This window comes from Mesorhizobium sp. WSM4830 (assembly GCF_055811495.1).
In genome coordinates, this window is sequence record NZ_JBVVQI010000002.1 from 118,888 (window position 1) to 144,731 (window position 25,844).

Genomic DNA, 25,844 nt, shown 5'->3' on the forward strand with positions numbered 1-25,844 from the left:
GACGGGTTCCGCAAGGCCGGTGTCGTGCAATGACAGGTGAGGCCAAGTCAGGTCAGGCCTTGAACTGCAGACAGCTCCCAGGCAGGCCATATGATTGTCGAGGCGGAAGCCGTCGTCGAAATCCCAAAACGCATCAGCGTCAAGGAAGCGGCCGGACCAGACGCCAGAGGCTCGCCGATAGTCGCTTGCGGTTGCGCACCAGAAAATCAACCTGAAATAAGGCTTGAAGTGAGGCTCAGGTCGGCTTGATCTCTGCCCGGCCGATCTTGCGCCATCTGGCGTTTTCGCGAACCAGTTTCAGGTCGTCGGTCGTCTCGGCAAATGTCCGCAAACGGTATTGCCGGAGCAGGTCCGGGAAGAGCGCCCCTTCCGGCAGGCCGGCAAGCTGCTCGCGGACCGAGATCTTTTCATCGATGACCCGCATGCCCCAGGCATTTTCCCGAACCTGCAGCTCCGCGGCCAGACCGCGCTCTTCCGGCGCGTTTTCGTCTAGCACGGCCAGAAGGATCGAGTGGAAAAGCGCTACATAGCCAATCTGTCTCAGTCCGCCCACGACCCGCACGCGCGGCAATATGGCAAGGACGAGGAATGTCAGGAACAAGTTCGGCAGCAGCACGCCGTCCAGCAGCGCCTGCCTGAGATGCGGCCGCTCGAAGGGGATGGAAAGACCTTGCGGCCTGCCAGGCTCGATCAGGTGCCCGTTCTCGAGAACGAGCTTGCGCACGCGCTCCTCGCGGATGCCCCAGAAATAGTCCGTGGCATTGGGCAGGAATCTGCCAAATGAGCTCGATGCGGCCTCTTGCAAGGCATGTTCGAGACGCTGGCGTCTTGCGGGTTCAATGAGCAGCCTGGAAAGAAGGCTGCCGTCATATTCTAGGTGCCGCGCCATGGCAGCTGCGGCGAGCCGATCATCGATGAAAACCGGCAGGGCCATGCCGGCACGATCCCAATTGGCGACCAGATCCTCGTTGAGGGCTGTCAGCGCATCGGCGGCGGTTCCAAACACCTTGTCCTGGCTGGCAAGCAGTGTGCCCAGCCAGCGGCTGGCATCCGTTTCGTCGCCCACCGCTTCGAGCGCGCGCTTGTTGAGGGAGACGGGACCGGCCACGCAGGCGCTTTTGCGGCACAGTTTGTGGCGCCCCATGCCAAACAGGTTGACCTTGTCGTCGCCGACATCGAGCCATCCGGGCCCCTCCCGGCCAACTGTCTCCATGGTCATCGTCGTTCCCATGAAGCCGACGAAGGCCGACAGCCCGTTTTCGACCGCGCCGAGCCAGGCAAGCAGGAGGGCATCGAAGGTGATCCGGTCCATCAGAAGCAGGCAGTGCAGGCCGGACTGAATCACCGGTCTGTGCTCGAACTCGTCGAGGGCTTTGCCGATCTCCTCAGGCTGCATAATCCTACCGAGGCGCTGATGCAGGACCTCGCGCAGGATCGAGCGGGCAGCGATCGCCGGGTCCGATGCAGGCCTTGCCACCGGCCGCCACAGATGGCGGGCGTAGTCGGAAACCGGTGCATTCCAGTTCTGCTCGATGTCGCGCACGACCTCCGGGCAGAGCAGCGACAGCACAGCCAGAATTTCCGCCGGAGGCGTAGGGCTTGGGTCAAAGACGGCGGTCATTGGTCCCGTCTAGCCGCTTGCGGTGCAAACGCCAAGGGAGAGACCAGACTTGCTGGATGCGGCCGGCCCACACACAGATTGTCAATTCGATCAAGATGGTGTGAGACGAAATGACCATGCCCTACGCAGTTCTCCATGAGCAATTACCTGTTCGCTGACCCGGCACGAATTGTCAGATTGGCTAAACAGCTAAGGCAAACAGCGGATCTTAGAACCTCAGCCGGGCCATGCTCAGGAGGTCGTGGTAATGCCCGTCGGTAAAGCCGGCCTTCACATGCCGGCCTTCGATCTCAAAGCCGTGGCTCTTGTAGAGACGGAGGGCTGCTTCGTTGTCGGCATAGACGGTCAATTCGACCCGCTTCAGGGCGCGCCAGTTGTCGGCTACGTCAAGCAGCGCGCCAAGTATGGCAGAGCCGATACCTTTGCCGACAAAGGCATCGTCAAGGCCAATATTGATCTCGCCGATGTGCGAACGGCGCGGCGAACCCTGCACGACCAGGCTGCCATGGCCGACGACCTTGCCGTCCAGCTCGGCAACGATCCAGGTGGTTTCCGGGCCGGACTTGGCGATGCGCCGCGCCACCTGCTCCACCATCTCGAAAGGCATCCTGAGCGTGCCCCAGCGGAAGCCCGGCATGTTGAAGATAGCGCAAAGCGCCTCCGCATCGCTTGGCCGGACGGACCGGAGCAGCGGCTGGATTTTCTCGGAGGGTGGCGAGGTCGTGCTGGTCATGGCGTTCCCGGCGAAGGCAATCGGCCCGGTACGATGCACCGGACGTCACCTGAAAATCCAGCCGTCTGTGACCTATGATGCCGATTGCGAGCTAAAATACCGGGAGGCGGCGTAGAGTTTGGAGACGCCGCTGATGCCGATCCAGCCGAAAAGCGCGAGCCAGCACAATGTCGCGGTCGCCGTCCAGTCGATCCGGTGCAGTGCAGCGTCGGTGATGACGATGCCGAGGATGGCAAGCAGGCCAACCAGAAACTGCGCCAACCCGAGCACCAGCAGTTCCTCGCGCGGCGCGCTTCTCCAGACGAGATATGTACCGCCCGCACCGGCGAGGAAAATGGCGCTGTAGACCTGAGCGTGGAAGGCATCGATCGGCCATGGCCAGATGCCGCTGAATGTCAGGGGAAACAGCAACAGGCCGACGCCATAGAGCCCAAGAATCGCGGATTCCACCGGCATGTAGCCGCGCCACGCGGGACTTAAGGTCACGCCCTTTGCAGAAGGACGGGCCCGGGCCCGCCACAAGAACAGACCGGATACCGAGACCGAAGCAAGATAGACCAAAAACCACAGCCAGGGCGCTTTGCGCTCGAAGTTGAAGTAGCCGAGATTGATGAACGAAGCCACTGACACGACGACGGTGAAGATGAAGGCCATGACGAGCACGAGCCTGCCGGGCGACCAGCGATTCCAGACCAGCAGTGCCGCCATCACGACCATTTCGGCGGTGTAGAAGCCACCGAGGAAGCGCGCATTGAACGGCGTGACGGCCCAAGGCCAGCCCGGTTTGACCAGAACAGGCACGAAAAACAGGCCGGCGCCTGCGATCAGGACGATGATGACCACCGCAGAGAAAAGGCGCAGGGCCGCGGGAAATGGCGGATTGTCGGATGTCGGCATGGGAGAAAATCCCAAAGATGAAGGCTCCATGGACCATCATAGTGCTGCTTGCGGCCGGTTAAAATCCGCCGAATGGAAATTGAACGGTGATCGGGCTTATCCATTCGAATGGCCCTACGGTCCGTTTCGCAGTAAGATAGAGCACTCGGACCAAAGACCGGTCCGGTCAAAACGCCTCGGGGTGCATTTTCCGGAGCCTGCACGATGAACGAAGCTCAGGATCTGTTCTCACTTCTGCGACAATCGGCCGATGTCGATCCGCAGGCGATCGACGCGATCAAGCGAACCATCGCAGAAGGTGAGGACCGCGAACTTTGCCGCATCAATGCGCCAGCCTTCGCCAGCAAGCATGGCCTCGACGAGGAGCGCGCAATAAGCGCCTTTCTCCATGCGGCGCGGGTGGGCATCTTCGACATTTCCTGGAATGTTCTGTGCCCCGGCTGTGGCGGCGTGCTCGACACCAACGCCACGCTGAAAACCCTCCAGAAGGACGAATACACCTGCGCGCTGTGCTCCGAGGGCTATTCGCCGACCCTCGACGAGATGGTCGAGGTGACATTCACCGTAAGTCCCCGCGTGCGCAGGATTGCCGCCCACAATCCGCACGAACTGCCGGTGGCGGAATATTTCCGCCAGATCTACTGGGCGTCCGGCGTCGATCTGCCGGAAGAGGATTTCGCGAAAAAGCTGGAAGCGTTCTCGCTGGAGGATATCGAGCTTGCGCCCGGTGAAAAGGCGGTTCTGCTCATACAGCTTCCGTCCGAATTCATCATCGTCTTCGAGCCGGTCACCCACTCAGCGCAGTTCATCGACGGGAAAGGTGAACCAACAAAGGAGCGCCGGAGCCTCTCTTTGATCTTCGACCGCGACCATATCCAGAGTCAGACGCTGGAGATGCAACCCGGCCCGTTGCGCATTTCGCTGGAAAACCGGACCGATACCCGCGTGCTGCCGACGGTCTTCATAGCCGGCCAGGCATTGCATGATTTCCTGGGTAAACGCCGGCCCTTCCTGACCGCCAAGCGCCTGCTCACCAACCAGACGTTCCGCGATCTCTATCGCACGGATACACTCGACATCAACCAGCGCCTGAAGATCACCAGCCTCACGTTCCTGTTCACCGACCTGCGCGGATCGACCGAACTTTACGAGCGGGTGGGCGACCTTTCAGCCTTCGATCTCGTGCGCGAGCATTTCCAGGTTCTGCACGAGATCGTCACGGCGGAGGCAGGCGCGGTGGTGAAGACGATCGGTGATGCAGTGATGGCGACCTTCGCGACGCCTGATCGTGCGATTGCTGCGGCCCTCAGGATGCGCGATGCCATGCGTACACTCAACGACAAGAGCGGGCGCGAGGATCTGCTGCTCAAGATCGGAGTCCATGCCGGCCCCTGCATCGCCGTGTCTATGAATGAGCGACAGGACTATTTCGGCCAGACGGTCAACATTGCTTCGCGGGTCCAGAACCTTGCCAACGCACAGGCGATCTTCGCCACTCGAGCGGTGGTCGATGACAATCTCACCGCCGATCTGTTGCACAGGAACGCGCTGACGCCCGTGCCCCACGAGGTCTCGCTGCGCGGCATTGAGCGGGAGATAGCAGTATATACGATCCCCTGAAGACTTGGCCCCTGACGACTCAGGTCGTCCCGGCCCCTCACACGCGCCTATAGATAAAATAGCGATCGGCGGGCACCGAGGGCGGCGGCGGGAGGCGTTGCAACTGCGGGTGATCGAGCGGCGTGCCGCTGACCGCGATGCCGCCGACGCGAAGCAGACGCGCGGTCAGATCGGGAAGCCAGGTAGACGTCACTGCATCGCGATCTTCATAGCCGGTGCCGATGTCGGCATGAACAAGAGCGGCGTCGATGCCAATGAACCTGCTCGCCGTCTCGCGTATTTCGCCGAGCACGAGGTTTTCAGCTTCGGGAATTGAGCTGGCGTGTGCGGCAAGTGCGCGGTCGAACGCTACGATCCGGCGTCCGGGCAGGCGCTCGCGCAGATGGTGGAACGTCCGGCCATTGCCGAGGCCGAGCTCGAGCACGGGCCCCTCCATCTTCGCCACCTCGGCGCAGACATGATCGAGTATGTCGCGCTGTGCGGTCATCCTCCGGATGAAACTGTCGAGGCGACTCATGTGCGATTGTATGTCCTGAACCAGTCCACGAAATCAACTGCCCCGACCAGAGCGTTTCGCGGCTGAAACCCGAGGCCGACATCTTAAACCCCGATCGAGTCTTGCCGCGTGTAGAGGCGAACGATGAACGCTGCAACAAGCGAACAGGCCGCCGACAAGGACCATACCGGGTGGAGTCGGTGGCACGGCGCGCGGCGGAATAGCGATGTCACTTGTAGGGGTCCGCGGCGTCCCGCAACCCATCGCCGAGGAAGTTGAACGCCAAGATGACGAGAACGACGGGGAGCATCGGCAAAAGCAGCCATGGATAGAACGCGATCACGCTGACGCTGCGCGCCTCGGTGAGCAGGATGCCCCAGCTGGTTATCGGTGCCCTCAGGCCGAGGCCGAGGAAGCTCAGTGCCGTCTCGCCCAGGATCATGCCGGGTATGGAGATCGTCGCCGTCGCGATCAGATGCGACATGAAGCCGGGAATGAGATGCCGCCGGATAATGCGGCTGCTTCTGGCGCCCATCAATTGCGCGGCCAGGACGTAATCCTCCTCGCGCAAGGCTAGAAGCTTCGAACGCACGGCCCGCGCCAGTCCGGTCCAGTCGAGCAGCCCGAGGATGACGGTGATGCCGAAATAGATCAGGATCGGACTCCAGGTTATCGGCATGATCGCCGCCAGAGCCAGCCATAGCGGAATGCTGGGGATCGATTGCAGAACTTCGATTATCCGTTGGACGATCAGGTCGAAGATACCGCCGTGATAGCCGGCCAGTCCGCCGATGACAATGCCGAGCAGGAAGCTGAAACTGATGCCGACGAGGCCGATTGTCAGTGAAATGCGTGCGCCATAGATGATGCGCGAGAGCACATCGCGCCCCAGCCTGTCAGTGCCGGCCAGAAAGAGCTGGCCGTTTTCGGCGGGGCAGACAAAATGCCTGTCACCTTCGATCAGGCCCCAGAACCGATACTTGTCGCCCTTGCAGAAGAAACGGATCCGCTGAACATCATCCTGTTTCTCGATGTAGTTCCGCTTGAGCGTGTCCATGTCCAGCGTCATCTGGCGGCCATAGACGAACGGCCCGACGAACTGGCCGTCGTGGAACAGGTGCACCCGCTGCGGCGGCGAATAGATGTAGTCCATGTTGCGCGTGTGCAGATCGTAGGGCGCCAGGAACTCGCAGATCAGTATCCCGAAATAAAGCGCTGCCAGGAATATGCCGGATACAAGGGCAAGCCGGTGCCGACGGAATTTCCACCACATCAGCCGCAACTGCGACGCCTGAAAGACCTTCTCCTGCTCCGGCGTCATCGCCTCGACGGACTGCAGGTCAAAGGGCTCGATGGAAACGTAGTGTTGCAGTGGGGCACCCGGAGCGGGCAGCGGCGATGGCGTGTTCATTTGGTGCTGCCGCCTTGCAAACGAATTCGCGGATCAAGTAACGCCAGCGCCAGGTCGGAAATCAGGACGCCGATGACCGTCAGGAAGGCGAGGAACATCAGAAACGACCCCGCCAGATACATGTCCTGGCTTTGCAGCGCCTTGATCAGCATCGGCCCGGTCGTTTCCAAAGACAGCACGATCGCCGTGATTTCGGCGCCGGAGATGATGGCCGGCAGGATAGAGCCGATGTCTGAAATGAAGAAATTGAGCGCCATGCGCAGCGGATATTTGACCAGCGCCTTGAAGGGATGAAGGCCTTTGGCGCGCGCGGTCACGACATATTGCTTATGTAGCTCATCGAGCAGATTGGCGCGCAGCCGTCGGATCATGCTTGCCGTGCCCCCGGTGCCGATGATCAAGACCGGGATCCAGAGATGGGCGAGGATCGACTTCGCCTTGGCCCAGCTCATCGGCTCGCCGAGATATTGCTGATCCATGAGATGGCCGATGGACGTGCCGAACCAGATGTTGGCGAAATACATCAGGATCAGCGCCAGCATGAAGTTCGGAATGGCAAGGCCGAGAAGGCCGAAGAAAGTCAGGCCGTAGTCGCCCCAGCTGTATTGATGCGTGGCTGAGTACATGCCGATCGGAAAGGCGATGAGCCAGGTGAAGATGATCGTGACGAAGGAAACCAGCACCGTCAGCCACATTCGGTCCCCGACGACATCGCGAACCGGCAGCTCATATTCGAAGGAATAGCCGAAATCGCCGTGCAGCATCCCGCCGACCCAGTAGAAGTAGCGAATGACCGGTGGCTTGTCGAAACCATATTCCTTGCGCATCATCTCGATGCGATCGGAATCCACCGCTTCGCCCTGGGCCCGAAGCTCGGCAACATAGCTGTCGAAATAGTCGCCTGGGGGAAGTTCGATGATCGTGAACACCAGTGCCGATATGACCAGCAGCGTTGGAACCATCACGGCGATGCGCCAGACAAAATATCGAAGCACGCTCAGGACTCTCCAAGCCAGAATGTATCCGGCATATAGACACCGAAATAGGCGGTCGGGTCGTAGCCGTAGAGCGCCTTGTCAGGCAAATTGCGCAGCCGTGAGGACGCCAGGATCGGCTGATGCGTTCCGTTCACCGTGCCGATCGAAAACACCTGATCGGTATAGATCGACAGCATTGAATTCCAGATCTCGGCGCGCTCCGTGGCTTCGGTCGATGCGTTCCAGCGCTTGAGTAAAGCCATCAATTCGACCACAGGCGGAAGATCGGGCGCTTCGCCGACCTTGCCACGAGACAAGTAGTGAGCACCCCAGAGCGGCCATTGCAGCTGGTCGTCGACGGTGGGGGCCAATTGGTACGGGTTCATGTCGGCGGTCGGTACGCCATTGTCGATGCCCGACCACATCGACATCATGATCTGGCCGCCAAGCGCGCGGCTGCGGAAGATGTCACGCTGCGAAGTCCGGATGAACAGGGCGATGCCGATCTTGCGCCAGTGATCGGTGATGAGTTCGAGTGCGTCGGTTTCCAGCGTGCTTTCGCCGGCCGTTTCAACTACGAGCTGCGCCGAGCGTCCGTCGGGAAGTATCCGCAGGCCGTCATCGTCACGCGCCTGAAGCCCGACCTCGTCGAGCAGGGCATTGGCCTGGTCGGGATCATGGGCGACCCAGGCTTTCGCGAATTCCGGCCGGTAGAGCGGGCTCTCCGCCAGGACCGTATCGGCACTTTCCTGCGCCAATCCGTAGAACACAGCCAAATTGATCTCGCGCCTGTCCACAGCGAGCGACAGTGCGCGGCGCACGCGCACGTCACGAAAAAGGCCACGCCACACCTGGTCGGCACAATTCAGATTGGGCAGCAGCGCCAGCCGCGAACCCTGTGTGCGTTTCCAGAGATGCATCTTCACCGGGTAGCGCTTCTCCGCATCCTTCAGGAAGGAGTAATCGCTGAAATCGATTCCCATGGCTTGCAGGTCGCTCTCGCCCGCACCGGTCTTGGCGGAAATGATCGCCGACGAGCTGACATTCATGACAATCCGGTCGACATAGGGCAGTTGCCGGCCATTCTCGTCTATTCGATGAAAGAACGGGTTCCGCTCGAAGACGAACTGCTCAGCCGGCGGCTTGGTCCGGTTCTGCCAGGGATCGAGCGTCGGCAGTTCCGGGTTCTCCGGGCGATACTGCCGCGACATGCGGATGTGCAAGAGCGTCCATTTCTGGGCCCGGTTCTCCTTCATTAGGCCGGCGAGCCGGAATGGATCCTGGTATTTCTTGTGGAACTGCTTGAGATAGGCGGCCGGCAGAACAAGCGATAGGGGCGAAGCAGCGGCGAGCTTGGGCAGGAAGTCGGGATTGGGCGCATCCCAACTATAGCGGACCGTCAATGGATCGACGATCTCGAAGCGTGGCGGCTTGCCGTCTGCCATCAGGGCCGGGGCGAGCCCGCCTTGCGAAAGCTCATCGTTCAGCCAGACATCTTCCCAGCAATAGCGAAAATCCTCCGACGTCAGCAGGCTACCGTCAGACCATTTATGTCCTTCTCGTATCTTGAAAGTGAAGACACGATCATCCGCTACATCGAAACTTTCGAGAATGTCGGCTTGCAAGTTAAGCTTTTCGTCGTAGCCGACCAGGCGAGCGTACCCGTAGATCGTCATCATCCGGATATCTTTCTGGCTGCCGATGATCGTGCGCAGCGTGCCGCCATACTGGCCGGGCTGCCGGCCCATCGCAGCGAGATTCAACGCGCGCGGGCGCTTGGGCAGGCGTTCGGCGAGCGCCGGCAGCGCCCTGGCCGTCAGCTGCGGCTGAAGAAATTCCGGCTCCAGATCGCCGGCGCGCAACGTGCCCGGCAGAAATGCCGAAGCCATGAGTCCAAGGACGGTGCGCCGGCTGATCAATGGCGTAGCTCGCTGACATCGGCCGAACGTCGGGCCAGCACCAAGTGGCCGCCGCCAAGATCGAGCGGCGACAGCATATCTTCGTCGCCCTCGTCGTGGAATTGCGGTCCCCATGCGCTGGTGTCGGAAGCGCCGCTGAGCTTCAGCGTCTTGAAATCCATCGGCCTGTCGAGATCGGGGAAAGGTACTGCGGCGACCAGTGAGCGCGTGTAGGGGTGGATAGGTTTCCTAAGCAGAATTTCGCGCGGCGCGAGCTCGACGATACGCCCGCCGCACATCACCGCGATGCGGTCTGCCATGTAGTCCACCACCGCCAGATTGTGGGAAATGAACAGGTAGGTCAGGCCCAGTTCCTTCTGCAGGTCCTTCAGAAGGTTCAGGATCTGCGCCTGGACAGAGACGTCGAGTGCCGAAACCGGCTCGTCGCAGATCAGGAGTTCAGGCCCCAGCGCCAACGCGCGCGCGATGCCGATACGCTGACGCTGCCCGCCGGAGAAACTGTGCGGATAACGCTTTATGAAGCGCGGGTCGAGCCCGATTGCCTCCATCAGGCTCTTGACCGTGGCGAGTCGGGACGCGGCATTGCCACGTCGATGAATTTCCAGCGGCTCGCTCAAAATGTTCTCCACCGTCATGCGAGGTGAAAGCGACGAAACCGGATCCTGGAAGACCATCTGGATTTTCGCGCGCAGCATGCGCAGGGCGTCTCCCTCGGCTTCCAAGACGTCGATCGGACCATCGCGGCCGTTGAAGATCACGGAGCCGCCGCTAGGGGTGACAGCCCGCATGAGGATCTTGCTGACGGTGGTTTTGCCGGATCCGCTTTCGCCGACAAGACCCAGGCACTCACCCCGCCTGATATCGAAGCTCACGCCGTCCACGGCGCGAACAGAGGTTTGATGATCTCCGCCAAACCATCCGGACTTGCGGATCGTGAAGGTCTTTGTCAGATCGCTGACCGATAGCAGGAGGTCGTTCGGCCCCTTCGATGCCGGCGCCGTCTGCTTGCCGAGCAGGTTCCCGACATTCACCGGCACCTCGCGGAGCGCCTTTAGCCTTTCGCCGGGCTTCAGGTCGAAATGCGGAACGGCTGCCATCAGGCCCTTCAGGTAAGGGTGGCCCGGCCGGCGGAATATCGCCTCCACAGGTCCCGCTTCCATGATCTCGCCATGGTACATGACCACCACCTCGTCGGCGACATTGGCGACTACGCCAAGGTCGTGCGTGATCAGCAGCATCGCCATGTTCAGCTTCGTCTGAAGCTCGCGCAGCAATTGCAGGATTTGCGCCTGGATGGTGACGTCCAACGCCGTCGTCGGCTCGTCGGCGATCAACAGGGCGGGCCGGCAGATAAGTGCCATGGCGATCATGGCGCGTTGACGCAATCCTCCCGAAAGTTCAAAGGGATACATGTCATAAGCGCGCTTGGGGTTGGGAAAGCCGACAAGTCCGAGCATTTCCTCGGTGCGCGCCTTGCACTCCACCCGAGCCATGGGCGTATGAATCTGCAGGGATTCGCTGACCTGATTGCCGATCGTATGCAGCGGCGACAGTGATGTCATCGGCTCCTGAAATATCTTGCCGATGCGGCTGCCTCTCAACGCCCGGATTTCGGATCCGTCACGCGGCATCTGCAGGATATCCTGCGTCGTGCCGGGCTTTTCAGGATCGGAAAACAGGATACGACCGCGAACATGGGCTGTGTTCGGCAAAATGCCCATCACCGCCTGGCTGAGAACCGATTTTCCGGAACCGGACTCGCCCACAAGCGCGGTAACCTTGCCGGGCAGGACGCGAAGATTTGCACGCCTGACGGCATGCAACGGTCCCCCTATAACGGCAAAAGAGATGCCAACATCCTCGATCCGCAGCAGATCAACGCCCAAATTCATTCTCACACCAGCCCCCACTCTGGCACGTCCAGAAGGCGAGACTAACGCATTGCCAGCCTAGAGCAACTTGGATTCGAACAGTCGCCAGTTCCCTGACGGAACCGGCGACCGGACTGCATACCAAACGCGTTCGGATCAGATCGTGGCGGTTACTGGAGCTTCCTCGGGTCGCCCGCGGATGGCCGCGCGGCATTGCGATGAAGCAGCATGACCTGCTCGGCGTCGGATATTCGGTCGTAAATCGGCTCCAGCGCACCGTCTTCGTCGAGTGCGAGAGCACCCGACAAATCGGGTGAAAGCACCGTTAGCTTCTGCCTGATGCCCGCCAGTTCCTCCATGCCGAGCGCCAGCCAGTTGTTGGCGCCGCAATAGCTGGCGAAGTCTTTGCTGGCAAGAACGCTGTGCGGATATTTCTTGGTCAGGGTCTGGAGGCGCTGGACCTCATTTACAGCCGAGCCGAAGACAGAGAATGTGAGCCGGTCGGTAAGCCCGACATTGCCGAACATCACATTGCCGACATGCAGGCCGATACCATAGTTTATGTCGCTCAATCCCTGCTGCTTTCTGCGCAGATTGAGATCCATCATGCGCGCGGTGGCCTTGTGCGCTGCTGCAAGAGCAGCCTGGCAGGCGATCTCGGACTGCGAACGGTGCCTTGCGCAAGGGTAGACGGCAATGAAGCCATCACCTATGAAACTCATGATCTGCCCGCCCTTGCGATTGAAAGGTGCAGCAGCAGCGTCGAAAAACTGGTTCAGCGTATCGATATAGACTTCGCGGCCGGCGGTTTCGGCAAGTCTTGACGACCCGCGCATATCGCCCATGACCAGTGCCGCCCGGATTGTATCACCCTCGCCGCGCTTGATCTGGCCGTCGAGCACGCGCCTGCCGGCGTCGCCGCCGAGATAAGTGGTCATCATATTGTCGGCAAGCTTGGTGAGCACCGCCATCTTGGTTGCGATAGCGAGATGGTTCTGGAGGCGCAGCAGCGCCGAAATCATGCTGTCGCTGAAGCCTGCAGCACTGTCGGTGGACCAAGACCCGATCATGCCCTGACTGGTGTTGCCGCTGAAGGGATGGACGAAAGCCATGTAATCGGTGACGCCCATAAGCTTGAGGTCGTCGAAAATAGGAAATTCCGACGGCACCGACGGGTCGAGCCGGCGCCGCAGATGGTCGAGCTTGTGGCTGAGCAGATGGTAGTATGGGCTGGTCAGGAATCTGTCAGAATGAACGCCGTTCTCCTTGCGGAAGCCTTCCACTTCCAGGCCCTGGCCGCGGAGCCAGGTGAAGCCGAGCGCGTCATAAAGCGGATGAAGCATCGAAAAGCTCAAATGCACCCGCTTCAACGGCAGGCCGGCAGCAGCAAGCCGTTCACAAAAGCCCCTTACCAATGTTTCCAGGTCGTCGCCCGCCAACGCCGATTGGGTCAGCCAATCGGCAACCTTATCCATGAGAATGGCAGAAATTTCTGCTTGCGCTGTGCTCATGCTCTCTCGAAATCTCCTTGATCCGCCACAAATTCGCCGGCTCGAACGCCGTCAGGCCTTCACCACCGTCTCTCGGGCTAGCCCGAGGCGGCCAAAAACATTGCGCGTGTCGACGATCAGTCGAGCGTGATCCGCGATCGCCTGATAGTTGATCGCGTCGTGGTCGGTTGCAACGACGACAGCGTCGAAATCCTTCAAGGCCACCTCGGTCAATTCGACCGAGCGACGCCCCTTGATCGCCATATGCTCTCGTGTGGCCGGGATTTCGGTAACATGCGGATCGTGGAATTCTGCCTTGCCGCCCCATTCCTCGATGAGTTCAATGAGCCGCAATGAGGGGCTTTCGCGGATGTCGGGCACATTCTTCTTATAGGCGAGCCCGATGATGAGAATACGCGAGCGGCTGAGCGCCTTGCCGCAGCGCCGGTCCAGCGCCTTCGCCAGTTCATCGACGACATGACGCGGCATGGCCGTGTTGATCTCTGCCGCCAGCTCGATGAAGCGGGTCGGCAGTTCGTATTCGCGCGCCTTCCACGTCAGGTAGAAGGGATCGATCGGAACGCAGTGCCCGCCAAGTCCGGGGCCAGGATAGAAAGGCATGTAGCCGAAGGGCTTGGTCTTTGCCGCCTCGATCACCTCCCAGATGTCGATTCCCATCGCACCGAGCACGACCTTCAACTCGTTGACGAGGGCTATGTTGACCGAGCGGAAGATGTTTTCCGTCAGCTTGACCGCCTCGGCGGTCGCCGTGGTGGAAACCGGAACGACGGTCTTGACCACGCCCTGGTAAAAAGCCTGCACGAGCGTCGCCGCTTCAATGCCGTCCCCTGCCACGACCTTGGGGATCGTCGCGACTTCAAAGCTGCGGTTGCCGGGATCCTCGCGTTCGGGCGAAAAGCCGAGGAAGAAGTCTGTCCTCGACCGCAAGCCGGTTTTTTCCAGGATGGGCTTGATCACGTCGTCGGTGGTGCCGGGATAGGTGGTCGATTCCAGCACGATCAGCTGGCCGAGACGCAGATGCTTCGCGATGGTGCCTGCGGTGTTCCTGACAAAGGAGAGATCCGGCTCGCGGTGTTTCGTCAGCGGTGTCGGAACGCAGATGATGATGACATCGCAGACGGCCAGTTCGGCAAAATCCGCAGTGGCGCGGAACCGTCCGCTCGCCACCTGGCCGGCAAGGGCTGTCGGAGTCACCGCCTCGATATAGGATTGGCCGCTGTTCAGGCTCTCGACCTTCTGGGCTTCGATGTCGAAGCCGGAAACCGGGAAGCCGGCGCGTGCGATCGCAACCGCCAGCGGCAGCCCGACATAGCCCAGTCCGATCACGCCGACTTGCGCGGCACGCGTCGAAATCCGGTTCAGAAGACGGTCATATGTCGATCGTGAGGCGTCCAACAATCTGCTTCCCGTCAATTCGGACAGGCCGTCCGCTTCCATGGTGAGGCTCACCGGTCCCAAGAGCCCCGAGGCATATTGCGGAAAATCGATGTCCGCAAGCCGTCAGACCGGCACCTTCGCCTTCAGGCTTGCGGCAGCCATCGCATAGCCGCCGGCGGCGCCATCGATGAAGTGAACGTGATCGCGCTGCAGCGGCGATGCGACGAGGCATGTCATCAAGGCCGATTTCTGGCGGTGCAGGCCATAGTTGCAGATGCCCGCCTCTTCCGCCTGTTTCAGCCGGTTCTCGATCCGTTGCAACACATCCGCGTCAACGTCGATGGTCATCTTCAAGCCATCGTCGAACTTCCGGAAATCCGAATTGCTGGCCACTTCGCGTTTGTAGATCTTCGGATCGAATCTGCCGATCGTCCAGCCAAATCTATCCGCAACAGCCGTAAGCGTCATCAGGAACACTATCCACAGCTTCGACAGCCACCGCCGTCCTGCCGGCGCCGTGGCACGCGCCTCGATATCGAGGCCGGCGGGCAGCACACTGTAGTCCGGCCCGTTCACCGGCACCGGGTGGCCATCGCGTTCCTGCCTGCCGGCAAGCGCGATGATGTCGGAAACCAGAGACTGAAAACCGCGCAAATCGCGCGACGCCCCCGGTATGGCTATGATCGAGACGATTTCGCCGTGCCGGGCTTCGATCGGGTTCCAGCGGCACGAGAGGCCGGTCAGGTCCGGCCGCGCGCCGGCCGGCGCAGGATCGACGCGGTAGCGCCCCGCTTTCATCTCGGCTTCCGCCCAACTGCCGCCACCTCCGGCGAACATGGCATAGAAGACCGCATCGGAGGCCTGGAACCTCGCCACGCGAACGTCGAGGCCTTGCGCTCTTATATCCTTTATCGGCACGATTGCGGCACGCAAGGTCAGATCCAGTTCGTCCGCCACCCATCTCTGGACAGCCGCCAACGCGTTGCGGGTGATCTCCAGCGCCGAGCCGGGAAACGCCACGAGCGCGCCGTCGCCGCCGAAGACAAAGGGAAGATCTTGCCTACCCAGCGCATTGAGCAACGCCGAAATGACGCTGGCGCCGGCCATATTGACGGTTTTATAGCGCCCCGCCTCGATCGCCCTGGTCGAGCCGACGATGTCGGCGGTGGCCAGCGCCCAGCTATCGGGGAGCGGCTGATAGTTATCGATATCGGCAACGCTTTCGAACTTTGCGAAGACCGGCAAAGAAGCGACAAACGGGTCGGACGCGGCAGCTGTTTCCATGAGCATCAGATAGCACATTCCAGTGCTTGAAGGTGAAGTCGTTCATGCTTCGAAATTGACTTGCGCAGGCTTTCCGATGATAGGGTCCGGCGATGCGAATTGCCTTCTACGCGCCGCTGAAGTCGCCCAATCATCCCGTTGCCTCCGGCGACCGCCAGATGGCACGGATGCTGGTCAAGGCGCTGGAGCATGGAGGGCATAGCGTCGAACTGGCATCCGAAACGCGCTTCTATCTACGCGAACCGGATTCGAAAAGTTTCGATGCGCTCAAGATCGAGGCCCGGGAGGAAGCCACGCGGCTGGCAAGGCTTTGGGATCGTGACGGCAAGCCCGATCTGTGGTTCACCTATCATCCCTATTACAAGGCGCCCGACCCGATCGGGCCCGAACTGGCGTTGGCCTTTGGTGTCCCCTATGTGACAGCGGAAGCCTCCTATTCGAGGCGGCGCAACATCGGCTTGTGGGCCGATACGCAAGCGTTGGTGGCGCGAGCCGTCGAACAGGCGGCGCTGAACATCTGCTTCACGCAAAGGGATCGTCAGGGACTGGCAGATGCGGTACCCGACGCCGCTTTCGGCATGCTTTCGCCCTTCATCGACACATCGGTATTCCGGGAAACGCCGGCACGGGGTTGCCCGACGCGCCTCGTTACCGTGGCCATGATGCGCCCGGGCGACAAAGTCGAAAGCTATCGCATGCTGGCGCAGGCGCTCGGTTCGATCGCTCACCTGCCCTGGACCATGTCGGTCGTCGGGGACGGACCTGCCCGCGAAGCGATCAGAGCGCAATTCGCCGGCTTGCCCGCCGACCGTATCGAATGGTTTGGCGCGATTGAGCCAGCCGCCGTGCCGGATGTCCTCTACAGTGGGGGAATTTACGTCTGGCCGGGTTTCGGCGAGGCCTATGGTGTTGCCTATCTTGAAGCACAGGCCGCGGGCCTTCCGGTTGTGGCTCAGGACATCGCCGGCGTGCCGGAGGTCGTGCGGGATGGCCAGGCCGGGTTTCTCACCCCGCCGGGCGATGTGGCGGCGTTCGCTTCTGCCATTGAAAGGCTTCTGGCCCGTAACGACGAAAGATCCATCATGGCCGCAGAAGCCAGACGTTTCATCCTCGAAGAACGTTCTCTCGGTGCTGCGGCGGCGCGTCTGGCCGAACTTCTTGCGACGATCCCGGTCTGATGACATCCGATCAAATCTGGCAACCCTTGGTGGAGGAACTGGCGAGCCGGCAACGGGCGGACCGTAAGGCAGAGTTCTGGCTGCGCGACGATGACGCCGTGGATCCGACGCCTGCGCTTGATCGGCTGCTCGACCTCACTGGCGAATTCGCGGTTCCGGTGACCCTGGCCGTCATTCCCGCCCTGACTGACGAGAAGCTTGTCGTTCGGCTTGACGAGGCGCCGCATGCCACGGTCGCCATCCATGGCTGGGCGCACCGAAATCATGCGCCTGAGGGCCAGAAGAAGCAGGAGCTCGGCGCGCATCGGCCACGCGAGGCGGTGCTCGATGATCTGGCTCGCGGGCTGGCGCACGTAACCGGCCTGCACGGCGCACGTGCCGTTCCGATGCTGGTGCCACCCTGGAACAGGATCGACGCCGGCTTGGTATCCGACCTTGGATCGTTAGGATTTACGGCACTGTCGGTCTATGGGCCGCCAAGGCCGGCTTCACTTGCGGTCATCAACAGCAATGTCGACATCATGGATTGGCATGACACGCGCGGCTGCCGCGATCACGGCCTATTGGTTCAGGCTATCATCGCGCAATTGCAGCATGCATTCGATGGCCGCGAACCGGTGGGCCTGCTCACCCACCATCTCGTACATGATCAATCGGCATGGCTCTTCCTCGAACGGCTGTTCACGGTCACCGCACAGAGTGAAGCCTGCGCATGGCTTCCGATCAGGACATTGATCGGGCGCAGCGCCGGTAGAGCAAATTCCAGGAAAAGTGTGAACGGTTTCCCCGGGAAAAGCGCGTAGCGCTTTCCCTTGGGAATTGCACCAGAACAAAGAGATAGAGGAAAATAGCTCAGCGCTTTTTGCGCAATGAGACTGGAAGTTTGAGCGTCTGGCCATCTCGTGCGGCAAAAGCGCCGGTAAACCTGTCCTTGGCCAGTTTCTGGATCTTGTCCAGTTCCTTGTCGGTGCGTGTCGGATCGTGATGAAACAGCGCAAGCTTCCGCGCGCCGGCCGCCTCACAGAGCTTGACGCCCTGTTGCCATGTCGAGTGCCCGTAACCGCGGCGGCGTTCCATTTCCTCCTCGGTGTAGGTGCAATCGTAAATGACGAGGTCAGCATCTTCGATCAGGCCGAGCACCGCCTGATCGAGTTTGTCCGGCTCGTGCTCAGTGTCTGTGATCACCGCCACGACGCGGCCGCCCCATTCGACCCGGTAGCCTATGCAGCCGCCCGGATGCATAAGACTGCCGGTTCGGACCACCACCCCTTCGTGCGGGCGAAGCACGTCTCCGGATACGAAATCGCGATAGTCGAGGCTTGCCTTGCAGGCCTCCAGTTTCACCGGAAACCACGGCGGCCGCATGAATTCATCGACCATCTGCCGGGTCGTCATGTGTCCTGCAAGATGCCCGGACCAAAGCGTAACCTTGGCGCCCCGGTCATAGATCGGCGCAAAAGACGGCAGCCCGATGATGTGGTCGTAATGGCAATGAGTGAAAAGCAGGTCGAAATCGGTCACGCCCAACGCCTGAAGCGCCGCGCCGGCAGGCCGTAGGCCAGAGCCTGCGTCGAACAGAAGCGTATGCTTACCGCATCGCATCTCGACGCAGATTGAGTTGCCGCCATAGCGAGAGAATTCTGGCCCTGATACCGAAATGCTGCCGCGGACACCCCAAAACCTGACCAGGAAAACGTTGTCGTCCATGCTACCCCTTCGCCCATCATATCCAGACAACTGCTGCTAGGCGAGACAGGCTCTCTCCGGGTGACCTTCTCAGCGAGAGGACAGTGCCGTCACGACGGCGAGGATCGAGCGCACGTCCTTCGTTATTTGGCGCTTCGTGCGTCGATCAGATCCGCCGTCGTATGGCTTAGGCGATCGGCAAGAACCCGCAATATCTCGATGGTCATTTCCGGGAACTCCCTCATAAGCCTCAGGAAATGATCCTTGCGGATTCTCAGGGCTTCCAGCGGACTTGCCGCTCTGACGGTGGCAGTGCGGGAGCTGTTGCACAATATGGCGATCTCGCCGACGATCGAATTTGGCTCCAGTTCGGCAACTTTTATCGGTCCGCTGTCGGAATCGACAAGAATATCCGCCCTGCCTGAAAGGATGACATAGGCGGCGTCTCCCTCGTCGCCCTGCCGGAAAAGGATCTGGCCGGCGCTGTAGCTCACACGATCGGATGTGAACGCAAGCAGCTTGAGCTTTGTCGGCTCGATGGCAGAGAACAAGGGAACGCGTTGCAGCATTCCAACTTCATCCTTGAGCAGCATTGTCGCAAACCTTCCAAAATTCGCGTTTGCCAGACTAGAGCAACGGACGCCCAGATGGAATCAATTCTCTTTCCGGAACCGCGAGACAAACCACGCGAAAGGTGGCGGGCCCGATGTCGTGCACCGGCAGAATGATCCCATCTGAATGTCCGTTGCTCTATGACAACAGTTCCTTGAAGATACCGTTCCCTGCCAAAAGTGTCTCGTGTGATCCGTCTTCCGCCAATTGACCCGAGTCGAAGACGATAACGCGATCGAACATCATCGCCATTGCCGGATTCGTCACGACCCACACAATTGCCGGCGAATGGCCGTCGCGCCTGGCTTCCTCGAGCACATTTCGCAGCACCTTATCCTGCATGCGCTGGTCGAGCGCCGACAGCGGCCGGTTGAGAATGAGAAAATCGGGACGCTTGAGCAAGGCCCGGGCAACATCAAGCTTCTGTCGCTGTCCACCGGTGAGTCGCCTGCCCCCGGAGCCGACGTTGAAGTCCAGGCCGACATCCAGAAGTTCGCCATAAAGCCCCAGTTCGTCGAGAATGTCATAGACGATGGAGCGTATGCGGTCCGGCGCGTCGGGATGATTGTTGCCCACACGCCCGAACAGGACATTATCCATGACGGTGGCCGCGGCAATGTATTTGGCAGGATCATACCGTTCGACCGCATTGTGCAGCTCGGGCGGCAGGTCTTCATGGAACCGGTTGCGTGCAGCGACGATCTTGCTCATCAGCTCGTCGCTCAGCAGGCCGAAGCGGTGCCGGGGCTCGATATAGGCAAAGCTCAAGGTGACGATCATGGCGCGATCGTTCTCCGAAACCGCCTCGTAGGGACGGTTCTTGAGCCGTTGCAGCAAGGTTTCGTAGGCGGGTATCTCCTCCGCGCTCATGAAGGCGAGCTGCTGGAAGAACTGATGATCGGGCGGCAGGTCGGCAAACAGCTCGATCGCCTGTTTGGCGATCTCTAAGCCCATTTCGTAGAGCGTGCGGTCGAGGCCGGCTTGCCTCAGCACGGAAGCAAAATAGGGATTGGCCGCCAGGGCCCTGTCGGCCAGTTCGGGGCCGGCGGCAGCGCCGAAGAGCAGGTTTTGGCCGATCGTTGCTTCCTTATTGTAGGCGCCTGGTTCGAAAGGAACCACAAGTCCGCTCAGCCCCTCTTGTTCCAGCCGGCTCCGCAGCGCCGCACGCAGTTCGACGATCCGCCTGGCAAGCTCTGTGTGACGCGTGAGGTCGGCCGAAGAGCGCAAGCCAAGATCCAGAATGTCACGCGACAGAACAACCGCGTCGAGCACCCGGCGCACGGCTTCAAAGAGGTCGTGCGGGCCGGTAGCGCCAGCGGAAGCATAGTTGATCCAGTCGCTGTGGATATCAAGATCCGGATTGCCCGACCGGCGCGCCTCGTGAATGTTCCAGCGGTGCTGATCTGCCGCAGCACCGTCATAAGGCACCGATGTCAGAGGCGCATGCTTCAACCCGTAGAGCAGGTTGTCGCGGAGGCTTGCCTGGAACAGGAAAACATCCGACGAGGCATACGACATGCGCCGGCCGGTTACTGCTTCGGGGAGTTCAAGCAGGTCGTCGCTGCCCGAAGCGACCCTTCCGCTGTCCGGCCAGTTCAGCCGCGCGAAGGCTTCTGCAAGCGCCTCCGCTCCACCTGTTGCGGTACTGACCAGCGCCACCGTCTCACCCGGCTTGACCTGGAGGGAGATGCGGTTGAGAAGCATTGCACCGCCATCGTCTGCTATGGACAGATTGATCGCAGAGAGCGGCTTGGTCATCGGATCGGGATCGTCGATCGTCAATGCCCCGATTTTCGGCGCGATGAGACCTTCGACGGTGAACTGTTCAACGACCTGTTGATATTTGACCTGGACATCCTGCCGATCCTGATCCCAGTCGATCAGTTCCTTCATCGGTCCGGGCAGGTCCTTGTAGGCGCCGATCACGGCCACGAGCTGGCCGACGTCCAGCCGCCCCAGGATGACCAGATACCCGCCGATCATGTAGAACAGAAAGGGCGTGAGCTGCGCGAGAAAATTGTTGAGGAACTTCACCATGAATTTCCATTGGTAAAGATCGAAGCGGATCTTGAAGATGAGCCCGAGCCGGGCAGCTATGTCGGCGCGCTCGTAGTTTGATGTATCGTGGACGTGAACCGCGCCGATGCCGTCGACGATTTCGCCAACCCGGCCCGAAAGCGCGCGCGCCGTCAACTGCCGTTGGCGCCCGAGCACGATCAGCCGCCGCCGCATTCGCGGGATGAGCACGATCTGGATCGCCACGATCACGACCGCTATCATTCCGAGCCAGACGTTCTGGATCATGATGAACAGCATGGCCGTCAGCGCCTGGCCGCCGAGCAGTACCGGCTGCAGGAAGGCGTCGCCGATGAAGCCGCCCAGCGGCTCCACCTCGTCCTTCACCATGGTCGCCACTTCGGCGGATTTGACTCGCTTGAAGTAAACCGGCGGAAAACGCAGCACGCGGTCGACCAGATCGAAGCGGATACGCCGCAGCATGCGTTCGCCGAGGCGGCCCTTGTAGGTGTTGATGTAGAATTTGAACAGGCCGTTGATGACGACTAGCAAGAGGAACACAAGGCTCAGGGCAAACAAGGTCTCCTTGCGGTCGAGCTGAAAACCGGAGAAGAACTGGACCTCTCCAATGAACGGCAGGTTATAGTGTAGCCTCATGAATGGCTGGGTTGCGCCCGGTTGCTCGAAGCCCCTGCCTTGGATCGGGCCGTTGACGATCAGCTTCGGCAGGTCGAAGGACATGAAATACGGGATCATCGAAAGCACGACGATCATCAATATCCAGAGCTGCTGCTTCTTGGTGTGCGTCCAGATATAGCGGGCTAGGCTGGCTTCCATATGCGACTGTGGACCCTTCAGTTGGAAGGACGCAGGATGTAAAAGCACCTGCTGGCGAATGGCGTATCGGCAATTTCTTCGTCGCCAACGACAGGCTCGAAGCTGCTGTGCACGGACATGGTCCTGCGGTCAACGATGCAGGGAACCTGCGAGGCGGCGCGATCCAGTTCCGGCGCATGGTCGATGGCAACGACATGGGCATTGTTGATCGGCGAAGAAAGCAGCTGGCCAAGCGGTCCGCGGCTTTCGTAAGGCTTTGGCGAACAGCCGAACAGCACGAGGCCGCAGCTGCGCGGCTGGTGCTGGCGGATGGACGCCGATGATCCGGACAGATGCAACAGGCTCTCTCCGGCACCGGGCAATAGCCAAGCGGCTTGCAGCATGATCACGTCCGCGGAATCAAACAATCTTGCGGGAGGCAAGATTGCGTTGTGTCGCCCAAAATCCCAACATACAAGACGAATTATGATGGATGTCACGCAACCACGCAATGCCATGGACTGGCACGAGCAAGCCTTGGACCTCACGCGGGGAATTGCTGCTTATGTCAACTGCCCTCTCGTGGCAGGCCTGGCGCGCGTCGTCGCCAAGCATCCGAAGGCCGATATCGCCAACGCCTTCAACCACAAGCAGGTCGCCTGCAAGATGTGGGCGCTCGACCGACTGTTCGAAAGCTGCGGCGGCCGGTTCGGGCGCATATGGGTTCTGGGTGGATGGTACGGCGTATTGCCGGCAATGCTTTTCAACGACGCCCGCTTCGACATCGCGGCGGTCGATAGCATCGACATCGATCCCGAAGTCGCGCCGGTCGCCCGGACCCTCAACCGGGAAGCCGGCGACCGGTTCCGGGCACTGACGGCAGATATGTACGCACTCGACTATGCGGCCGGGCGGCCCGACCTGATGGTCAATACGAGCTGCGAACACATAGCCGATCTGCGCGCCTGGCTTGCTCTGCTTCCGCCGGGCACGAATGTACTGCTGCAATCGAACGATTATTTCAGCGAGCCGACGCACATCAACTGCGTGGCTTCGCTTGCAGCCTTCGAGGAAATGGTGGCGCTACGGGAGGTGCGGTTCTCCGGCGAACTGCCGACAAAAAATTATACGCGCTTCATGCTGATTGGAACTGTTTGATGCATTTCGCCCAAAAGCGCGTAGCGGTTTTGGGACAACGACCCGCATAAAGACAGGACTTGAAGCGCGTCGCACGAATCTCACCAGACGCGACGCGTTAGAGCAATTCCAGGAACAGTGTGAAACGGTTTTCCGGGAAAAAGCGCGTAGCGCTTTCCCTTGGGAATTGCGTCAAAACAAAGAGATAGAGCGGTTCGGCGTTTTCGTGAACCGATGAACCGCTCTAGGTTCTTTCGTCTGTTTGATCATGAACTTTTCCGAAACCGGGCCCCACATTTAGGGACCATGTTCGATACCGCTCGCGCAGGATTTGCGCCGAGCGACGCGCGCCTTCCAGATCGAGACGATGCGCGGATGGCGTCGGTCCCCCAAGCGCCTGTTCGATCGCTTGCGCCAAACCTTCAGGCGTTAGGTGCTTTTCCATCAGCACCGTTGCAAGACCGAGTTCTTCGAGCATCAGGGCGCGAACCGTCTGTTCGGTTTCCCCGCCGGCTGCAAATGGAACGAGCAGGGAGCGACAACCCGCGCGCAGGAGATCGCAGACCGTGTTGTAACCCGCCTGCGAGACCGACAGGCGGGCGCCGGTCAGCAGGCTGGCGAAATCCTCGCGGAACCGGAAGATGGACAGGCCCGGCGTAGTATCGCGTGCGATCGCGTCAAACTCGTCTTTCGGCAGGTTTGGGCCGGTGATCAAACACCATTTCCAAACGTTGTTGGCCTTCCGCGCAGCTGCGATGGTAGAGCTGACAAGGCTCTTTCCGGCAGCCCCGCCGCCAACCGACACCAGAACGTCGAAGCGCTCGGAGGCCGCGGGCGATGGCGGCGCGGCAACGAGCCCTGTGTAGGTGACCTCGGCCCTGATCGCCCCAGCCAGTGGAAATGTCTTGTCGATGGTTGCGAAAGCCGGATCGCCGTGGACCATAACAAGATCGAAATGCCTGTTGATGAGATCGACCGTTTCCTCGTTTCGGCCCGCCTTGACGCGCTCCTGGAGGATATCCCGGACGGACGTCGCCAGCAGCGGTCTGGGCGACGTCGCGTCGATGGCCTCGATCAGCGGCAAGAGTTCGAAACGCATCTGCCGGCGTCCAAATGGAAACGCCTCGACAATGACGATATCAGGCCTGCAATGCCGGAATGCCTGCAGCAGCATCTCTGAACGCCATTTCTTGAAATCATCGTCGATCGGGTTGCCTTGCAGGTCGACAAGTCCCGAAAATCCTTCATCACCGGAGGTGACAGGTGGCAGGGTTACAGATTTTACTCCCAATCCCGGAAACCCGGCGATCGGCGCTCCGCCGGTCACGACGGTTACGTCAAACCCGTCATCGACCAGAGCCGCTGCAATGCGGCTGGCGCGCGCGAGATGGCCGATGCCGAGCAGGTGCTGGACATAGAAGAAAGCGCGCAGCCGCTTCATTCGGCGGCCCGCCACTCCCGCTCGAACAGTTCCTTGAGCTGTCCAATGCTTGCCATATGATCGAAATTGCCGCGCACGCGCCGCTCCGCGGCGTCGCCGAGGCGGTCGCGGAGCACGGGATCACGGATCAGGCGCTCCAGCGCCTGTGCCAGGGCAATCGGGTTTTCCGTCGGAACCAGCAACCCGGTTTCATCCGGCGATAAAAGCTCCGGCACGCCGGAAATATCGGTCGACACGCAGGCAAGTCGCTGGCTAGCCGCCTCCACCAGAACGTTCGGCAGACCGTCGCGGTCGCCATTTGCGGTGATCCTGCAAGCCAGGGCGAAGATGTCGGCGCGGCGGTAGTGCTCAAGCACTTCCTCCTGCGCAAGCGCGCCTTTCCAAGAGACTCGACCATCCAGGCCGAGCTTTTGCGCCAGCGCCTTGAACCGTTCCAGTTCCTCGCCGCCGCCGATATGCTCGAAACGCCACGCCAGATCGCCGGGCAACAGGGCAAGGGCCTGCAGCAACGTATCGTAACCTTTCTTTTCAACGGCGCGCCCGACACTCAGAACGACAACCGGTTCGTCCGGCGCCGAGCCGTCATGCTGCTTTCGCGCCTCGCCGAAACTGCCGAAGCGATCAAGGTCGAGCCCATGATAGCTCAGATGCACAGACGAGTTGCCGTTAGCGAGTTTTTTCAGACGGTCGAAGCCGGTTTTCGTGCAAGTGACCGTCCAGCGCGCCGAGGAAAGCTTGCCGGCCAGATCCCAGTCCGCCGAAGTCCAGATGTCCTTGGCATGGGCCGAGCAGGTCCAGGGCAGGCCACGAAGCTGACTGGCATAGCGCGTCACCGATGCCGGTGTGTGCGCGAAATGTGCATGCAGCCAGGCCGCGTCTTCTGGCCATTCGGCCGCCAGCACGAGCGCTTGTCCGAAGCGGCGCGCGCGATTGCGCGTAAAGTCGCGGGGCATATCGGCAGCCAGCGATCCGAGCGCGCGCCAGAAGCCCGGACGCAGCAGATAGGCAAACAGCGAGCGAAGCACGCGCAGCGGCTCTTCATGCAGATATTCCGGTAGATAATGGACGGGCGCTTTGATCTCGTCATGCACGGGGTGGCGTTTTTCGTCGGTCGGCCGCCTGAGCGCGACGAGTATCAGGTCGAACCCCGCACGCTCAAGACCGAGCAGTTCCTGCGCGATGAAGGTTTCGGACAGCCGCGGATAACCCTTCAGAACCACGACGATCTTGCGATGTTGCAA

Annotated in this window: 21 protein-coding genes; 4 read left to right on the top strand and 17 right to left on the bottom strand. The window is 60.6% G+C overall.

The genetic code is table 11. The features are described 5' to 3' along the window. Positions 1–235: 235 nt before the first annotated feature. From AC0L2Y_RS03430 to AC0L2Y_RS03440, 3 genes are all read right to left on the bottom strand, one after another. The gene (locus AC0L2Y_RS03430) at positions 236–1,621 is read right to left on the bottom strand and encodes a hypothetical protein (RefSeq protein WP_473553840.1); all 1,386 of its coding nucleotides are present in this window, start codon (positions 1,619–1,621) and stop codon (positions 236–238) included. 208 nt (positions 1,622–1,829) lie between these two features. Beyond that, positions 1,830–2,354 carry a GNAT family N-acetyltransferase gene (locus AC0L2Y_RS03435; RefSeq protein ID WP_473553842.1) on the bottom strand — a complete coding sequence of 175 codons (525 nt, stop codon included), beginning with the start codon at positions 2,352–2,354 and terminating at the stop codon, positions 1,830–1,832. A 72-nt stretch (positions 2,355–2,426) separates the two neighbouring features. Continuing rightward, on the bottom strand, positions 2,427–3,251 hold the full coding sequence (locus AC0L2Y_RS03440) for a hypothetical protein (RefSeq protein ID WP_473553844.1): 825 nt from the start codon (positions 3,249–3,251) through the stop codon (positions 2,427–2,429). A gap of 204 nt (positions 3,252–3,455) precedes the next feature. Here AC0L2Y_RS03440 and AC0L2Y_RS03445 point away from each other — a divergent pair, with 204 nt between their 5' ends. After that, positions 3,456–4,871: a DUF5939 domain-containing protein gene (locus AC0L2Y_RS03445; RefSeq protein ID WP_473553846.1), complete on the top strand. Its 1,416-nt coding sequence runs from the start codon at positions 3,456–3,458 to the stop codon at positions 4,869–4,871. Between the two features lie 37 nt (positions 4,872–4,908). On the opposite strand, the gene AC0L2Y_RS03450 is transcribed toward AC0L2Y_RS03445, so the two are convergent. The 8 genes from AC0L2Y_RS03450 to AC0L2Y_RS03485 all read right to left on the bottom strand — a co-directional run bounded on the left by AC0L2Y_RS03450 (position 4,909) and on the right by AC0L2Y_RS03485 (position 15,735). After that, entirely contained in the window at positions 4,909–5,388 is a 480-nt protein-coding gene (locus AC0L2Y_RS03450; protein ID WP_352491717.1) for a class I SAM-dependent methyltransferase, read from the bottom strand. 208 nt (positions 5,389–5,596) lie between these two features. Then, positions 5,597–6,778: an ABC transporter permease gene (locus tag AC0L2Y_RS03455; RefSeq protein WP_473553848.1), complete on the bottom strand. Its 1,182-nt coding sequence runs from the start codon at positions 6,776–6,778 to the stop codon at positions 5,597–5,599. After that, on the bottom strand, positions 6,775–7,773 hold the full coding sequence (locus AC0L2Y_RS03460) for an ABC transporter permease (RefSeq protein WP_352491719.1): 999 nt from the start codon (positions 7,771–7,773) through the stop codon (positions 6,775–6,777). Before AC0L2Y_RS03460 ends, AC0L2Y_RS03455 begins: the two co-directional genes overlap by 4 nt. Positions 7,774–7,775: 2 nt before the next feature. Then, positions 7,776–9,674, bottom strand: a complete 1,899-nt coding sequence (locus AC0L2Y_RS03465) for an ABC transporter substrate-binding protein (RefSeq protein ID WP_473553850.1) — start codon at positions 9,672–9,674, stop codon at positions 7,776–7,778. After that, entirely contained in the window at positions 9,671–11,566 is a 1,896-nt protein-coding gene (locus AC0L2Y_RS03470) for an ABC transporter ATP-binding protein (protein ID WP_473553852.1), read from the bottom strand. The genes AC0L2Y_RS03465 and AC0L2Y_RS03470 overlap by 4 nt, the downstream gene beginning before the upstream one ends. Before the next feature lie 149 nt (positions 11,567–11,715). Then, positions 11,716–13,056 (bottom strand): adenylate/guanylate cyclase domain-containing protein, encoded by a 1,341-nt coding sequence (locus tag AC0L2Y_RS03475; RefSeq protein WP_473553854.1) that lies wholly within the window; start codon positions 13,054–13,056, stop codon positions 11,716–11,718. A 51-nt stretch (positions 13,057–13,107) separates the two neighbouring features. Continuing rightward, a complete protein-coding gene (locus AC0L2Y_RS03480) occupies positions 13,108–14,451 on the bottom strand; it encodes a nucleotide sugar dehydrogenase (RefSeq protein WP_473553856.1) in 1,344 nt (447 codons plus the stop codon). A gap of 105 nt (positions 14,452–14,556) precedes the next feature. After that, the gene (locus AC0L2Y_RS03485) at positions 14,557–15,735 is read right to left on the bottom strand and encodes a DUF3095 domain-containing protein (protein ID WP_473553858.1); all 1,179 of its coding nucleotides are present in this window, start codon (positions 15,733–15,735) and stop codon (positions 14,557–14,559) included. A 74-nt stretch (positions 15,736–15,809) separates the two neighbouring features. On the opposite strand from AC0L2Y_RS03485, the gene AC0L2Y_RS03490 reads away from it, so the two are divergent. Then, the gene (locus tag AC0L2Y_RS03490) at positions 15,810–16,895 is read left to right on the top strand and encodes a glycosyltransferase family 4 protein (RefSeq protein ID WP_473553860.1); all 1,086 of its coding nucleotides are present in this window, start codon (positions 15,810–15,812) and stop codon (positions 16,893–16,895) included. Then, positions 16,895–17,698 (top strand): polysaccharide deacetylase family protein, encoded by an 804-nt coding sequence (locus tag AC0L2Y_RS03495; RefSeq protein WP_473553862.1) that lies wholly within the window; start codon positions 16,895–16,897, stop codon positions 17,696–17,698. Before AC0L2Y_RS03490 ends, AC0L2Y_RS03495 begins: the two co-directional genes overlap by 1 nt. A gap of 49 nt (positions 17,699–17,747) precedes the next feature. Here AC0L2Y_RS03495 and AC0L2Y_RS03500 read toward each other — a convergent pair whose 3' ends face one another. The 4 genes from AC0L2Y_RS03500 to AC0L2Y_RS03515 form a co-directional block, all read right to left on the bottom strand. After that, a complete protein-coding gene (locus AC0L2Y_RS03500; protein ID WP_473553863.1) occupies positions 17,748–18,602 on the bottom strand; it encodes an MBL fold metallo-hydrolase in 855 nt (284 codons plus the stop codon). 122 nt (positions 18,603–18,724) lie between these two features. Then, positions 18,725–19,174: a cyclic nucleotide-binding domain-containing protein gene (locus AC0L2Y_RS03505; protein ID WP_023675957.1), complete on the bottom strand. Its 450-nt coding sequence runs from the start codon at positions 19,172–19,174 to the stop codon at positions 18,725–18,727. Positions 19,175–19,331: 157 nt separating this feature from the next. Next, entirely contained in the window at positions 19,332–22,046 is a 2,715-nt protein-coding gene (locus tag AC0L2Y_RS03510; RefSeq protein WP_473553865.1) for an ABC transporter transmembrane domain-containing protein, read from the bottom strand. Between the two features lie 17 nt (positions 22,047–22,063). Next, positions 22,064–22,384, bottom strand: a complete 321-nt coding sequence (locus AC0L2Y_RS03515; protein WP_352566874.1) for a hypothetical protein — start codon at positions 22,382–22,384, stop codon at positions 22,064–22,066. A gap of 130 nt (positions 22,385–22,514) precedes the next feature. On the opposite strand from AC0L2Y_RS03515, the gene AC0L2Y_RS03520 reads away from it, so the two are divergent. Continuing rightward, complete coding sequence (locus AC0L2Y_RS03520; protein WP_473554187.1) at positions 22,515–23,183, top strand: methyltransferase domain-containing protein; 669 nt, start codon at positions 22,515–22,517, stop codon at positions 23,181–23,183. Positions 23,184–23,406: 223 nt separating this feature from the next. Here the strand turns inward: AC0L2Y_RS03520 and AC0L2Y_RS03525 are convergent, their stop codons facing one another. Together AC0L2Y_RS03525 and AC0L2Y_RS03530 are read right to left on the bottom strand one after the other, a co-directional pair. Then, positions 23,407–24,603 (bottom strand): glycosyltransferase family protein, encoded by a 1,197-nt coding sequence (locus AC0L2Y_RS03525; protein WP_473553869.1) that lies wholly within the window; start codon positions 24,601–24,603, stop codon positions 23,407–23,409. Continuing rightward, positions 24,600–25,844: a glycosyltransferase gene (locus AC0L2Y_RS03530; RefSeq protein WP_352665280.1), complete on the bottom strand. Its 1,245-nt coding sequence runs from the start codon at positions 25,842–25,844 to the stop codon at positions 24,600–24,602. Before AC0L2Y_RS03530 ends, AC0L2Y_RS03525 begins: the two co-directional genes overlap by 4 nt.